At 73.2% G+C, this 14,258-nt stretch carries 13 protein-coding genes; 6 read left to right on the forward strand and 7 right to left on the reverse strand.

The window, feature by feature from the left end; all coding sequences use genetic code 11:
• Positions 1–34 precede the first annotated feature (34 nt).
• Positions 35–826 carry a siderophore-interacting protein gene (locus tag AC6EH9_RS09760; protein ID WP_498422621.1) on the forward strand — a complete coding sequence of 264 codons (792 nt, stop codon included), beginning with the start codon at positions 35–37 and terminating at the stop codon, positions 824–826.
• On the forward strand, positions 823–1,752 hold the full coding sequence (era, locus tag AC6EH9_RS09765; RefSeq protein ID WP_498422623.1) for a GTPase Era: 930 nt from the start codon (positions 823–825) through the stop codon (positions 1,750–1,752). The genes AC6EH9_RS09760 and era overlap by 4 nt, the downstream gene beginning before the upstream one ends.
• Before the next feature lie 39 nt (positions 1,753–1,791).
• Here the strand turns inward: era and AC6EH9_RS09770 are convergent, their stop codons facing one another.
• The 4 genes from AC6EH9_RS09770 to malQ are packed head-to-tail and all read right to left on the reverse strand — an operon-like array spanning position 1,792 to position 5,908.
• Positions 1,792–2,637 (reverse strand): septum formation family protein, encoded by an 846-nt coding sequence (locus AC6EH9_RS09770; RefSeq protein ID WP_498422624.1) that lies wholly within the window; start codon positions 2,635–2,637, stop codon positions 1,792–1,794.
• Positions 2,634–3,497 (reverse strand): septum formation family protein, encoded by an 864-nt coding sequence (locus AC6EH9_RS09775; RefSeq protein ID WP_498422706.1) that lies wholly within the window; start codon positions 3,495–3,497, stop codon positions 2,634–2,636. The genes AC6EH9_RS09770 and AC6EH9_RS09775 overlap by 4 nt, the downstream gene beginning before the upstream one ends.
• A gap of 55 nt (positions 3,498–3,552) precedes the next feature.
• Positions 3,553–4,050 (reverse strand): flavodoxin family protein, encoded by a 498-nt coding sequence (locus tag AC6EH9_RS09780; protein ID WP_498422626.1) that lies wholly within the window; start codon positions 4,048–4,050, stop codon positions 3,553–3,555.
• A gap of 4 nt (positions 4,051–4,054) precedes the next feature.
• A complete protein-coding gene (malQ, locus tag AC6EH9_RS09785) occupies positions 4,055–5,908 on the reverse strand; it encodes a 4-alpha-glucanotransferase (protein ID WP_498422627.1) in 1,854 nt (617 codons plus the stop codon).
• A gap of 205 nt (positions 5,909–6,113) precedes the next feature.
• On the opposite strand from malQ, the gene leuA reads away from it, so the two are divergent.
• Positions 6,114–7,877 (forward strand): 2-isopropylmalate synthase, encoded by a 1,764-nt coding sequence (leuA, locus tag AC6EH9_RS09790; RefSeq protein WP_498422629.1) that lies wholly within the window; start codon positions 6,114–6,116, stop codon positions 7,875–7,877.
• Between the two features lie 33 nt (positions 7,878–7,910).
• On the opposite strand, the gene AC6EH9_RS09795 is transcribed toward leuA, so the two are convergent.
• Entirely contained in the window at positions 7,911–10,688 is a 2,778-nt protein-coding gene (locus AC6EH9_RS09795; protein ID WP_498422631.1) for a PAS domain S-box protein, read from the reverse strand.
• A gap of 40 nt (positions 10,689–10,728) precedes the next feature.
• On the reverse strand, positions 10,729–11,226 hold the full coding sequence (locus tag AC6EH9_RS09800; RefSeq protein WP_498422633.1) for a GNAT family N-acetyltransferase: 498 nt from the start codon (positions 11,224–11,226) through the stop codon (positions 10,729–10,731).
• Between the two features lie 49 nt (positions 11,227–11,275).
• Here AC6EH9_RS09800 and AC6EH9_RS09805 point away from each other — a divergent pair, with 49 nt between their 5' ends.
• Positions 11,276–12,145: an alpha/beta fold hydrolase gene (locus AC6EH9_RS09805; RefSeq protein ID WP_498422635.1), complete on the forward strand. Its 870-nt coding sequence runs from the start codon at positions 11,276–11,278 to the stop codon at positions 12,143–12,145.
• A gap of 18 nt (positions 12,146–12,163) precedes the next feature.
• A complete protein-coding gene (gene recO / locus AC6EH9_RS09810) occupies positions 12,164–12,892 on the forward strand; it encodes a DNA repair protein RecO (RefSeq protein WP_498422637.1) in 729 nt (242 codons plus the stop codon).
• 6 nt (positions 12,893–12,898) lie between these two features.
• Here the strand turns inward: recO and AC6EH9_RS09815 are convergent, their stop codons facing one another.
• The gene (locus AC6EH9_RS09815; protein WP_498422639.1) at positions 12,899–13,372 is read right to left on the reverse strand and encodes a MarR family winged helix-turn-helix transcriptional regulator; all 474 of its coding nucleotides are present in this window, start codon (positions 13,370–13,372) and stop codon (positions 12,899–12,901) included.
• Positions 13,373–13,460: 88 nt separating this feature from the next.
• Between AC6EH9_RS09815 and AC6EH9_RS09820 the strand changes: the two genes are divergently transcribed.
• Complete coding sequence (locus tag AC6EH9_RS09820) at positions 13,461–14,237, forward strand: isoprenyl transferase (RefSeq protein ID WP_498422641.1); 777 nt, start codon at positions 13,461–13,463, stop codon at positions 14,235–14,237.
• Positions 14,238–14,258 lie beyond the last annotated feature (21 nt).

Below are 14,258 nucleotides of genomic sequence, written 5' to 3' on the forward strand. Positions count from 1 at the left end.
GGCCCGGGGGTGCGCCACGCCCTAACCTTGGCCGGTGAGCACCCGAGCCCTGACGTACGACGCACAGGTGCTGCGGCGCGTGCAGCTCTCCGAGCACCTGGTCCGCCTCGTCCTGGGCGGACCCGGGCTGGCGTCCTTCCGCAGCACCCAGACCCCCGACGAGTGGGTCGGGCTGATCGTGCCCGGTCAGTTCCAGAGCCGCTACTACACGGTGCGCAGCTGGGACGGGGCCGAGATGGTCCTCGACGTGGTCGTCCATGACACCGGCCTGGTCACCGAGTGGGCGCGCGGCGAGTGCGTGGGCGAGACGGTGACGGTGACCGAGGCCAGAGGCTCGTTCGCGATGCCCGAGAACGCGCGCTGGCTGCTGCTGGTCGGCGACCTCACCGCCCTGCCGGCGATGGCCCGGATCAGCGAGAGCGTGCGCGCCGACGTGGACCTGCGGATCTGGGCCGAGGTGCCCGACGACCTGGCCGGCTACCTGCCCGCCGGGCTCGACGTGACCTGGCTCAGGCCGCCCGCCGAGGCCGAGAGCGCGCTGGCCGCGGTCGTCGAGGGGATCGACTGGCCCGCGGGCGAGGGATACTTCTGGATGGCCGGGGAGTCCGCCCAGATGCGGGCGATCCGCAAGCACCTGATGCGGGTGCGGCGGCTGCCGTCCACGGCGTACGACGTGATGGGCTACTGGCGCGGCGGGGGACACCAGCGCCAGCCCCGGGCGGTGGACCCGGGCCCGATCCACCGGGCCGGCAAGGCCGCCGGCAAGAGCGACGCAGAGATCTGGGCGGACTACGACGCCGCCCGTGACGGAGAGGCACGACCATGACCGAGCCCGAGAACGCGCACAAGAGCGGGTTCGCCTCGTTCGTGGGCAGACCGAACGCGGGGAAGTCCACGCTGACCAACGCGCTGGTGGGCAGCAAGGTGGTGATCACCAGCTCCAAGCCGCAGACCACCCGCACCGTCGTGCGCGGCATCGTGCACCGCCCGGACGCGCAGCTGATCCTGGTGGACACCCCCGGGCTGCACCGGCCGCGCACGCTGCTCGGCGAGCGGCTCAACGACCTGGTCAAGACCACGCTGGCCGAGGTCGACGTGGTGGCGGTCTGCTTCCCGGCCAACGAGAGGATCGGCCCCGGCGACCGGTTCATCGTCAACGAGATGGGCAAGATCAAGCGCACGATCAAGGTCGCGATCGCGACCAAGACTGACCTGGCCACCCCCGAGCAGATCGCCAACCACCTGCTCGACATCCAGCGCCTCGGCGCCGAGACCGGCACCGAGTGGGCCGAGATCGTGCCCGTCTCCGCGGTCGCCGGCGACCAGGTGCGGCTGCTGGAGGACCTGCTGGTCGGCCTGCTGCCCGAGGGGCCCCAGCTCTACCCGGACGGCGATCTCAGCGACGCCCCGGAGGAGGCGATCGTGGCGGAGCTGATCCGCGAGGCCTCCCTGGAGGGGGTGCGCGACGAGCTGCCGCACTCGATCGCGGTGGTGGTCGAGGAGATGGGCCTGCGCGAGGGCCGTCCCGACGACAAGCCGCTGCTGGACATCCACGCCAACCTCTTCGTGGAGCGCGACTCCCAGAAGGGGATCATGATCGGCCACAAGGGGGCCCGGCTGCGCGAGGTGGGCACCGCCGCGCGGCACCAGATCGAGGCGCTGCTCGGCACCCCGGTCTACCTCGACCTGCGCGTCAAGATCGCCAAGGACTGGCAGCGCGACCCCCGTCAGCTGCGCCGGCTGGGCTTCTAGCCCGGCGGCGCCGCGACCTCGCGAGCGGGGCGTCGTGCCTCAGTCCGGGGCCCAGCACACGGCGTAGTGCTGGCCGGCCTTCCACTGGGCGGCGGTCGGCCACTCGTAGCCCCAGCGGTAGCTGAGCGGGTCGTCGGCCACGTCGCCGGCGGCCTCCTCGCAGGCGGCCTGCCCGGCGGCACGCGCCTTCGCGCCGCCGGGGTAGGCGCGCCCGGGCAGGTCGATGGTGGCGATCGCGCGCCAGGAGTGCCGCGCCGTGCAGACCACGCGCTCGAAGCCTGCGGTGCCCGGCTCGGCGGTGCCGCAGATCCCCCAGCGGGCGCGTCCCGCGGGGCGCGTGAGCACGCCCTTCAGCCGTCCGGTGAGCGGGGCCAGCCGGCGCTCGCCGGCCACCGCGATCACGTCGCAGCGGTACCAGTCCTGGCCGGCGTCGGACTGCGCCACGGTGGGGGCGAACCAGACCGCGCGCAGCACGCTGAGCCGCAGCTGCTCGGTCGAGCCGCCGAGGAAGCTCTTGACCCGGCGCGGGCAGACGGCGGCGGCCTGGTGACGCACCCGCGCGGCGTCGACGGCGAGCAGGTGCCCGTCCACCACGGTGTCGAGGCGGCCCACATAGACCGTCTGCGCGGTGTGCCGCTGCTTGCACGACGACGGGGCGGTGCTCGAGGTCGGCGAGATCGCCTCCTCGTAGTCCAGCTGCGTGCAGGCGCCGCGCGCCGGCACCGGGGCCGGCTGCGCGGGCGTCGGCGTCGCGCTCGGCGTCGACGAGGGTCGCGACTGCGGGGCGTCGTCGTCACCGGTGCAGCCGGTGAGCAGCGCGGCGGCCAGCGCCAGCGCGGGGACGGCCGCGGACCAGCGGGACAGCGGCCGGGCGCGGCCGCTCACTTGCTGGTCCTCGCCCAGCAGATCGAGCGGCGGTTCCCGGCCTCCCACTCGCCCTTGCCGAACCAGGTGAAGCCGAAGTCGTAGTCCGAGGCGTAGTTGACGTAGGCCAGGACGGACTCCGAGCAGAAGTCGCGGGTGCGCACCTGCACGATCCGGTCGCCAGGGTAGGGCTCGTCGTCGTCCCCGGGCTTGACGGTGCTCACGGCGCGCCAGTCGTGCGGCTCGGAGCAGGGCACCTTGACCGAGCCGGCCACCGTGGGCCCCTCGGCGCACACCATCCACTTGTCGTCGGGGTCCTGGCCGCGCAGCAGCGCCTTGGCGGTCTCCGGCAGCTCGACGTACTCCTTGCTCTGCTCGCCCCCGCCGACGATGTCGCAGCGGTACCAGCGCGCGCCGTCCTCCCAGGCCTGCTCGGAGGGGCGGAACCAGGCCCAGCTGACGACCGAGCGCATCACCGTGCTCTCCTCGGTGCCGAGGAACTTCGTGAAGGCGGCGCTGCAGGTGCGGTAGGCGAAGCGGCCGAGCTCCTCGTCGGCGTAGTCGGCCTCGTCGTACTCCTCGGGCAGGGTGCCGACCGCGTAGGTCTCCGCGGTGTGCGGCTCGGTGCACGGGATGCTGCGGGTGGCGTTGCTGGCCTGGGCGACGTCGTCGGGGGTCAGCATCCGGCAGGCACCCAGCTCGGGTGCCTCGACGGCGTCGACCTGCTCGGGGTCGACGTCGCCCCCCTGGTCGCTGCTGGAGCAGCCGGCCAGGAGGAGCGCGGCGATCGCCGCGAGTGCGGTCAGCGAGTGCCGAGGGCGGGCGCCGGGGCGCCGAGCGAGCGACAGGATCGCGGCCCTCCCAGATCGTCGTGCGTGCAGTCGGTGGTGTGGACGACTCCGCCGGAGCCGCGTGTGGCGATCCTACCGTTCGCGATCAGTCCAGTGTCAGCGCCGCGAGGGTGCCGCCCAGCTCGTAGCCGGCCTCGCGCTCCGCGCTGCCCACCTCGCCGAGCACCTCGAGCACCTCCGCGCCCTGGCGCCAGGGCAGGGCGCCGACGATGGAGAGCACCGAACGCACCGCCCCGGTGGTGTCGTAGCGCCCGTGCACCCAGAGCCCGAACGGCTTCCTCGCAGCCGCCCCACCCGCCGCGCCGGAGTCGCCGGACCCGTCGTCGCTGAGGGCTCCGCCGGCCTCGAGGAAGATGGTGTCGAAGAAGTGCTTCAGCGCGCCGGACATGTAGCCGAAGTTGGCGGTGGTGCCGAGCAGCACGGCGTCCGCGGCCAGCACGTCCGCGGCGCGGGCGACCAGCGCCTCGCGGACCACGACCTCCACGCCCTCCAGGGCGTCGTCGCGGGTGCCGGCGAGCACCGCGTCGCTCAGCGCCCGCACCCCCGGGGTGGGGGAGTGGTGGACGACCAGCAGGCGCGGCACCGGCTCAGCCCCGCCGGCGGGCGCGGACCGCCTCGTCCACGCGGCGGGCCAGGCGCAGCGCGTCCTCGGAGCCGGTCAGCTCCTCCACCGACAGCGGCAGCGGGACCCGCCAGTTGGCGCGCTGCACGGTGCCCGGCACGTTGGGCCGGCGCTCCTCGAGCACCGCGTCCTCCAGGGCCACCGAGAGCAGCAGGCTCGGCGAGCGGCCCAGCTGGTCGTAGGCGGCGTCCACCGCCTCGGCGACGCTCGCCTGCTCGTCGAGGCCGTGGCGGCGCAGCCGGCCGAGCAGCTCGCGCCGGCCCGAGTGCACGTCCTCGTGGGTCATCGTGCTGCTCGCCAGGGCGTCCTCGGCGTCCGAGCCGGTCCACAGCCCGGCGACCGTCGGCAGGTCGTGGGTGGTCACCGCCCCCAGCGCGCACACCGGCCAGTCCTGCGGCTCCTGGTCCTCGAACCAGAGCACCTTGTAGGAGAGGATGTTGCGCTCGGTGAGGGTCTCGCGCACGCCCGGCTCGACGACCCCGAGGTCCTCGCCGACCACGATCGCCTGGGCGCGGTGCGACTCCAGCGCGACGATGTCGAGCAGGTCCTCGGCGGGGTAGCGGACGTAGCCGCCCTCTCGGGCCCCGTGTCCCTGCGGGATCCACCAGAGCCGGAAGAGCCCCATCACGTGGTCGATGCGCAGGCCGCCGGCCCCGGCGATCGTGCCGCGGACCGCGTCGATGAACGGCTGGTACTGCGCGGCCTGGAGCTGCCAGGGCACCAGCGGCGGGGAGCCCCAGTCCTGGCCGGTCGAGTTGAGCATGTCCGGCGGAGCGCCCACGGTCATCGCGTCGGCCAGCACGTCCTGCCAGGCCCAGGCGTCCGAGCCGGCGCCGGAGACCCCGATCGGCAGGTCCTGGATCACCGTGGTGGCGCCGGTGGCGTGGCGCAGCTGCACGTCGAGCTGCCACTGCAGCCACGCCTGGAAGTCGATCTCGTCGGCGTGCGCGCAGCGGAAGGCACCGACCTCGGCGCTGTCGGGGCGGCGCAGCCCCTCGGGCCAGGTCCGCCAGTCCGGGCCGTGCTCGGCGACGAGCACCACCCAGGTGGCGAAGGTGAGCAGCCCCTCGCCCTGCTGCTCGCGCCACGTCGTCAGCTCCGGGTCCGCCGGCGCCGCGTCGTACGCCGCACGCAGCGCCTCGCCCTTGAGTGCCCAGACGGCGTCGCGGTCGATCAGCTCGCCGGCGTTGAGCAGGCGGCGCCGCTCCTCGTAGGCGGCCGCCAGCGCGGCGTCGTAGCCGGGCACGTCCTCCACGCGCAGGTAGATCGGGTTGCGGAAGCGACGGGTGGCCGGCAGGTAGGGGCTGGCCTCCTGCGGCGAGACCGGCGCGACCGCGTGCAGCGGGTTGATCAGCAGGAAGCCGCCACCCAGGCTCTCGGTCCAGCTGCGCAGCCGCCCCAGGTCGGCGAGGTCCCCGATGCCCCAGCTGTCGTGCGAGCGGGCGCCGTAGAGCTGCACCGCCCAGCCCCACTCCTGGTGCGCGGGAAGCCAGCAGCGTCCCGGGGAGACGATCAGCCGGCGACCGACGGCGTGCGCGTCCTCGGCGCCGGTGATCCGGTGGTAGCCCAGCGGGAAGTCCTCGGGCAGGGTGTCGCCCACCGTGCGGACGCTGCCGTCCTCGCAGGTGACCTCGACGGTGCCCAGGCCGGTGGCGCGCCCCGGCCGGGTGACCAGCGGGATGCGGTGTCGGTGGCCCTCGGGGGGTAGGCCGAGCGCGCCGCGCAGCAGCTCGACGGTCTCGTCCGGCAGGCGCTGGGGACGCCCGTCGGCGTCGATCCAGTCCTGCTGGATGCCCCAGGGGTCGGTCGGGCTGCTCATCGGATCCATGGGGGCGACATTGCCCGGGACCGACCCGACCTATGCGTTAAGGTGGTCTTCGTCATGATCATGCGACGCCTTCTCCTTCGCTGCCGCAGCGAGGTCTGACCAGCCGGACCTCCTCGCTGCGGAGTGTGTGTGCCTGCCGGCGCCCCCCGAAAACCCTGACCGTGGTCCTACCGGTCAGCCACCAGCGAGGACACCCATGAACCACCTGAGCAACGCCAGCAACCAGCAGCAGCCCAGCGGGATGCCGGTGGCACGCTACCGCCCGTTCGTGCCGGTCGACGTACCGGACCGGACCTGGCCGGCGAAGAAGATCACCGCTGCCCCGCGCTGGCTCTCCACCGATCTGCGCGACGGCAACCAGGCGCTGATCGACCCGATGACGCCGGCGCGCAAGCTGAAGATGTTCGACCTGCTCGTGAAGATGGGCTACAAGGAGATCGAGGTCGGCTTCCCCAGCGCCAGCCAGACGGACTTCGACTTCGTGCGTCAGCTGGTCGAGCAGGACCGGATCCCCGACGACGTGCGGATCTCGGTGCTGACCCAGGCCCGTGAGGACCTCATCGAGCGCACCGTCGCGTCGCTGGTCGGCGCCGAGCGGGCCACGCTGCACCTCTACAACGCGACCGCTCCGCTGTTTCGCCGCGTCGTCTTCGGGGTCACCGAGGCCGAGTGCCGCACCATCGCCACGCGCGGCACCGAGCTGGTGCTGAAGTACGCCGAGCAGAGCCTGGGCGCCGCGTTCTCCGAGTTCGGCTACCAGTACTCGCCGGAGATCTTCACCCAGTCCGAGACCGACTTCGCCCTCGAGGTCTGCGAGGCCGTCTCCGACGTCTGGCAGCCCGAGGCGGGCCGCGAGATCATCCTCAACCTGCCGGCGACCGTCGAGATGTCGACGCCGAACACCTACGCCGACCAGATCGAGTACTTCTCGCGCGGGCTGACCCGCCGCGAGCACAGCGCGATCAGCCTGCACCCGCACAACGACCGCGGCACGGCCGTCGCGGCCACCGAGCTGGGCCTGATGGCCGGCGCCGACCGGGTCGAGGGGTGCCTGTTCGGGCACGGCGAGCGGACCGGCAACGTCTGCCTGGTGACGCTGGGGATGAACCTGTTCAGCCAGGGCATCGACCCGCAGATCGACTTCAGCGACATCGACGAGGTGCGCCGCACGGTCGAGTACTGCACCCAGCTGCCGGTGCACCCGCGTCACCCCTACGCCGGCGACCTGGTCTACACCGCGTTCTCCGGCTCCCACCAGGACGCGATCAAGAAGGGCCTGGAGGACCTCGAGCGCCAGGCGGCGCAGGCCGGCAAGCCGGTCTCCGAGATCGCCTGGGAGGCCCCCTACCTGCCGATCGACCCCAAGGACGTGGGCCGCTCCTACGAGGCGGTGATCCGGGTCAACAGCCAGTCCGGCAAGGGCGGCGTCGCCTACATCCTCAAGGCCGAGCACAAGCTGGACCTGCCGCGCCGCGCGCAGATCGAGTTCAGCCGGGTGATCCAGGAGCACACCGACTCCGAGGGCGGCGAGATGCCGCCCGAGGCGATCTGGGACGTGTTCCGTGCCGAGTACCTGGAGCGCACCGCCCCGCTGCAGCTCAACTCCGTGCACACCTCCTCGGCCGCCGGTGAGAAGGACGCGCTCGAGGTCAACGTCTACGTGGACGGCGAGGCGCGTCTGCTCTCCGGCACCGGCAACGGCCCGATCGCCGCGTTCGTCCAGGCCCTCAACGGGCTCGTCGCCGACGAGCACGCCGCCGGCAACCCCGCCTACGAGCACCGCGGCGACGTCCGGGTCCTGGATTACCACGAGCACGCGCTGTCGGCGGGCGGGGACGCCCTCGCCGCGGCGTACGTCGAGTGCGCCGTCGGTGAGAAGGTGCTGTGGGGCGTGGGCATCGACGCCAACATCGTCACCGCGTCGCTGAAGGCGGTCATCTCCGCGGTCAACCGCGCCTGAGGGCCGGCCGGGCCCTCGCCGGGCCCGGCCGGCTCAGCCGGCGTGGGACGTGGTGAGCGGCAGGGTCACGGTGAACGTGGTGCCCGCCAGGTGCGCGGACTCCACGTCGATGACCCCGCCGTGCGCCTCCACGATGGAGGCGATGATCGACAGCCCCAGCCCGGTGCCCTGGATGGCCCGCGCCTGGGCGGTGGAGGAGCGGAAGAACTTCTGGAACAGGCCCGCCTGCTCCTCCACCGGGATGCCGATGCCGCTGTCGGAGACGACCAGGACCGCGCTGGCCCCGTCGCGCTCCACGCGACAGCGGATCAGGCCCTCGTCCTCGGTGAACTTCACGGCGTTGTTGAGCAGGTTGAACGCGACCCGCTCGAGGTGGGCCGGGTCCCCGTCCACGGGGACCTCCTGCTCGGCCATCTCGAAGACGACCTCCAGCTTGCGCCCGGCCAGCAGCGGGTCCAGCGCCACCCGGGCACGGTGCACCACCTCGGCCAGGTCGACCCGCTCGCGCTGCCAGGTCGCCGTACCGGACTCCAGGCCGGACAGCATCAGCAGGTCGTTGGCCAGCGCGATCAGCCTGGTGCCGTTGCGCTCGATGGCGGCGAGGAAGGGGACCTGCTCGGGGAGGGCGTCCACGATCGAGCCGTCCTGCAGCATCTCGGTGTAGCCGACGATGCTGGTCACCGGGGTGCGGAGCTCGTGGCTGACGGTGGAGACGATGTCGTTCTTGGCGTTGTCGAGCTGACGCAGCCGCTCCACGGCGTGGCGCTCCTTCTCGAGCGCGGTCACCAGCATCTCCTGGCCGCGCCGCTTCTCGGTGACGTCGCGGGCCACGCACAGGAAGCCGATGCCCTGCTCGGAGGCGTCCTTGACGATGCTCAGCGTCATCGAGACGGTGATCTCGCGCCCGGTGCTCGTGGTCCACGCACAGTCCCCGAGCTGGGGCGTCCCGGTGTGGCGCAGCTCGGCGACCAGGGGCGCGAAGGCGACGGTGCCGTCGGCCTCGCGCGGCCACGACCTGGTGTGCGAGGCGGCCAGGATCTCGGTGAAGCGCCGTCCCACCATCTCCTGGGCCGGATAGCCCAGCAGGTGCCGGGCGCCGGTGTTGAACACGGTGATCAGGCCGTGGTTGTCCACCCCGATCAGCGCCGTGGTGTTGTCGGCCTGGATCAGGTGGGTCATCAGGCTGGTGCTGCTGCGCTCCTCGGTGACGTCCAGACCGGTCATCACCAGGTAGAGCGGCGCCCCGTCGTCGTCGTGGACGCAGTCGTTGCTCCACACCACCCGACGCCGCCCGCCGTCGGCGCAGTGGGTGTCGGTCTCCTGGGCGCGCGGGAACTCGCGCACGTCCAGCGGGGAGAAGAGGCCCTGCACGTGCGCGCGCTCGGCGGGCGGCACGATGCACTCCCAGACCGGGCGGCCCTCGAGCTGCTCGGAGGTGAAGCCGGTGAGCCGGGTGGCGGCGGGATTGCTGCGCAGCACCGTGCCCTGCAGGTCGACGAGCAGGATCATGCAGGCCGTGGTCTCCACGGTGGCGCGGATCAGCTCGCGCTCGGCGCGCAGGTGCTCGCGGGCCTGGTGCTCGGGGGTGAGGTCGACGATCTGAGCGGAGAACGCCGGCTCGCCCGCGGAGTCGCCCAGGGAGGAGACCGCGATCTCCAGCAGGGTGTCGCGGCGACCGGGCAGTCGTACCTCGCCGCGCCAGCAGCACTCGGCGCCGACCCCGGCGAGGATCTCGGAGGTCGTGGCCGAGGTCTCCACCACCCGGCCGAGCGGTCGTCCGATCAGCGCGTCACGTTCCGTGCCGAGCATCTGGGTCGCCACCGCGTTGATGTCGGTGATCTCCAGCCCTCGCGGGGTCTGGCGCAGCAGCGCCATGCCCACCATCGAGTCGGTGAAGCTGCGGCGGAAGAGCCGCTCCCGGGCGGAGACCTCGGCCAGCAGCTCGCGACGCTGCTCGACGGTGAGCGCCAGCGGGAGCGCCATCAGGGCGGCACAGACCAGGTAGGCCTGGACGAGCGCGTTGATCGTCTGCGCCGGTAGGGCGACGTCGCCCAGGCCGTGGGCGAACGGTCCGCTGCGCTGGGCCGCGGTGAGCGTGACGATGACGCACAGCGCCACCAGCTGCAGGCTCGTCACCCGGGCCCCCATCCGCAGGCCCGCCCAGATCAGCAGCGGCAGCGGCAGGAAGGCCAGGGACAGCGTCTGGGCGGGGGAGAACGCCACCGTCAGCACGACGGCCAGCGCGAGGCACTGCACCAGCAGCTCCTGGCGCCGGTACGGCGCAGCCGAGCGCCGCCAGGTCAGCACCAGGGGGACGATCACCAGGTCCGCCGCAGCGTTGGCGGCGGCCACGGTGAGGAACGCGCGCGCGTACGGGTCCGAGCCGGTCAGCGCGACGATCCCCGCGAAGCCCAGGCCGCTGACCCCGGCCCCGGCCAGCACCGCGCCCACCAGGCGCACGAAGTCCTCGAGCGTGCGCAGCTGCGGCCCCGGGCCACGGCGCAGGCACAGCCCCGCGGTGACGGCGGCGCACGCGTTGACCACGCCGAAGGCAGCGGCCAGGCCCAGCGGCACCCCGCCCAGGTGGTTCCCGGCCGCGGAGCAGACGGCGACGAGCACACCCAGCCCGGGCCACCACGAGCGCGGGCCGAGTGCGACCAGGGCCATCGCGATGCCGGCCGCCGGCCACCAGTGCGCGACGTAGGTGTCGCCGGGGGTGAACGCGACCGCGAGCACCGCCGTCACGACGATGCCCGCGGCGGAAGCCAGCACGCCCAGCTGGGCAGGCCGGACGCGTCCCGAGGAGCTCATGGGGTCAGTCTCGTGTACTCAGACGCGTCGCGGGGCGACTTCAGTGACGACCCGGACACGATTCGTCGCGGGGCAGCACCAGACGCTCGGCGACCAGGTCCGACCCGGGGCGCAGCGGACGCCGTTGCCCGGTGGGCACGAAGCCCCGCGACAGGTACGCCGACCACGCGGTCGCGTTGCTGTGCACGACGTCGAGCTCGCTGCCGCGCCCCTCGGCGCGGGCGCCGGCGACGATCTCGTCGAGCACCAGCCCGCCCAGGCCCGTGCCGCGGTGGGCGGGGTCGACCCACATCGCGACCACCTGCACCGGCTCCGGCGCCTCGCCGATCCCGGCGCCCAGGGCCGCCGGCACGCCGTCGACCAGCGCCACCACCGCGAGCCCGCTGGTGCGCTGGCGCCACTCGGCCTCGGTGAACGCGCGCTCGCGCGCCAGCGTCGAGCCGAACGCGTCGGGGGAGTCCTCCAGCGCGCGCAGGCGGATGGCACGCCACAGCCGCCAGTCCTCGGGGCCCACCCGGCGCAGTTCCACATCGCTCATCGGCCGAGGATCGCAGGCGCGCGGCCCGCTCAGCCACTACATTGCCGTCATGGTCGTGGTCTCCGAACGCATCGGGCAGTTCTTCGTGGGCAGCGGCGGGGAGCGTGACCGGCTGGAGTACACCGAGTACGGCGCGGGCGGGTCCTGGGTCGTGCTGCTGCCCGGGCAGCTGATGCCGCGCCGGATGCACCAGCCGCTGGCGCGCAGCCTCGCCGCGGCCGGGCTGCACGTGGTCACCCTGGACCTGCTCGGGCACGGGCGCTCGGACCGCCCGGCGGACCCACTGGTCTACTCCACCACCGCCTTCGCCGAGCAGGTGGTGTCCCTGCTCGACCACCTCGGCGCCGAGGAGGCGGTGATCGGCGGCACCTCGCTGGGGGCGAACGTCGCCCTCGAGGTGGCCGTCGCGGCCCCGGAGCGGGTGCGCGGCCTGATCGCGGAGATGCCGGTCCTCGACAACGCGCTGGAGGCGGGCCTGCTCACCGCGGTGCCGCTGCTGTTCGCCTCCCGGTTCCTGCCGCTCTCGGTGAGCGCCGTACGGCGGGTGACCCGGCAGATCCCGCGCGGCCTGGTGCCGTTCTGGCTCGGCGTGGGGCTCGACATCTGCGACCAGCGACCGGCGCCGATGGCCGCCCTCGTGCACGGCGTCTGCTTCGGCCGGATCGCGCCCTCCTCTCGTCAGCGCCGGGCGCTGCGGATGCCGGCCCTGGTGGTGGGACACCCCTCCGACCCGCTGCACCCGGCCGCCGACGCGGCGATGCTGGCCAGCGAGATGCCCCACGCGACGTTCGTGCGGGCCACCAGCGTGCTGGAGTGGCGGGTGCGCCCGCGCCGCCTCGACGAGGAGGCGACCCGCTTCGCGCTCGCCTGCTGGCCCCAGTCGAGCGCCACGTCGCGCCGACGCCGCGCCGGCGCCTGAGCACGGCACAATGGGGGGGTGCCCCTCTACCGCGACGAAGCGATCGTCCTGCGCACCCACAAGCTGGGTGAGGCCGACCGCATCCTGACGCTGCTGACCCGCAACCGCGGGCGGGTGCGGGCGGTGGCCAAGGGCGTGCGTCGCACTACGTCGCGCTGGGGCTCGCGCCTGGAGCCGTTCACCCACGTCGACCTGCAGCTCGCCGAGGGCCGCAACCTCGACACCGTCACCCAGGCCGAGACCCTGAACCCCTTCTCGGCCGGACTGGGTCTCGACTACGACCGCTACACCGCGGGCACGGCCATGCTCGAGACCGCCGACCGGCTGGTGGTGGAGGAGGGCCAGCCGGCCGTGCAGCAGTTCCTGCTGCTGGTCGGCGGGCTGCGAGCGCTGACCGCCGGCGAGCGGGGCTCCCACCAGGTGCTGGACTCCTACCTGCTGCGCTCGCTGTCGGTGGCCGGGTACGCGCCGTCCTTCGACCACTGCGTGCGCTGCGGGGTGGCCGGGCCGCATCGGTGGTTCAACCCCTCCGCCGGGGGTGTGCTGTGCGCGGCCTGCCGGCTGCCCGGGTCCGCGTCGCCGCCCGCGGAGACGATCCGGGTGCTGGGCGCCCTGCTGGCCGGGGAGTGGGACGTGGTGGAGGCCGCGGAGCCGCGGCACCTGCGCGAGGCCAGCGGCCTGGTCTCGGCCTACGTCGCGTGGCACCTCGAGCGTGGGCTGCGCTCGCTGGAGTACGTCGAGCGCTGAGCGCCGCTACTCGGGCGGCGGGGGCTGCCCGGGGATGGCGTCGTTCTCGATCCACTCCGAGATCGTGTTGTTGAAGCGGGTCAGGCCGCGCAGGAACTCGGCGCGGTCCTCGGTGGACCAGTCGGCCAGGATCGTGGTGAGCATCTGGCGGCGGTGCCCGCGGGCACTGTCCACCGCGAGTCGCCCCTCGTCGGTCAGCGTCACGATGCTGGCCCGGCGGTCCTGCGGGTCGACGGCCTTCTCCGCGAGCCCGAGGCGGACCACGGCCTGCACCTGGCGGGTGATCGTGGACGGGTCGAGGCTGAACGCGGAGGCGATCCGGCCCAGGCGCTGGGGGCCCTCGTCGGCGAGCAGGCAGAGGATCCCGTAGGTGGACCGGTCCAGCTCGTAGGCCCCCGAGGACGTCACCACGTGGATGGCGAACGTGCGCCGGAAGAGCATGAAGAGCTGGTGCTCGATCTCTTGGTCGATGCTGGCCACGGCGCATCCTCCTCTGAGGCACACCGCCGAGGGGTGCGGCCCCGGGGACAGCATAGGTGGCGCGCGAGCAGGTCCTAGTCTTTCGCCTGTGAAGCGCGCCGTTCGTCCTCCGACCCCCCATCCCTCCGGTGAGCGTCCCCCGTCGGTGCCCCCCGAGCTGGTGCCCCGGCACGTGGCCATCGTGATGGACGGCAACGGCCGGTGGGCCAAGGAGCGCGGACTGCCGCGCACCGCGGGGCACGAGCAGGGCGAGAGCTCGCTGTTCGACGTGGTCGAGGGCGCCATCGAGATCGGCGTCAAGGCGGTGTCGGCCTACGCGTTCTCCACCGAGAACTGGTCGCGCTCGCCCGACGAGGTCCGCTTCCTGATGGGCTTCAACCGCGACGTGATCCGCCGGCGCCGCGACGAGATGCACGAGCTCGGGGTGCGGGTGCGGTGGGCCGGGCGCGCGCCGCGGCTGTGGAAGTCGGTGGTGCGCGAGCTGCAGGTGGCCGAGGAGCTCACCCGCGACAACGACGTGCTGACGCTGACCATGTGCGTCAACTACGGAGGCCGCGCGGAGGTCGCCGACGCGGCACGCTCCATCGCCCGCGAGGTGGCCGCAGGACGGATCAACCCGGAGAAGGTGGACGAGCGGATGTTCGCCCGCCATCTCTACGTCCCCGAGCAGTCCGACGCCGACCTGGTCTGGCGGACCTCGGGGGAGCAGCGGCTCTCGAACTTCATGCTCTGGCAGGCCGCCTACTCCGAGCTCGTGTTCAGCGACGTGCTGTGGCCCGACGTCGACCGGCGCCACCTCTGGGCCGCGATCGACACCTACGCCCGACGCGACCGGCGCTACGGCGGAGCCCAGCCGAACCGCTGAGAATCCGGGTCCGGCCGTGGC

This window comes from Nocardioides sp. Z21_20 (assembly GCF_059766585.1).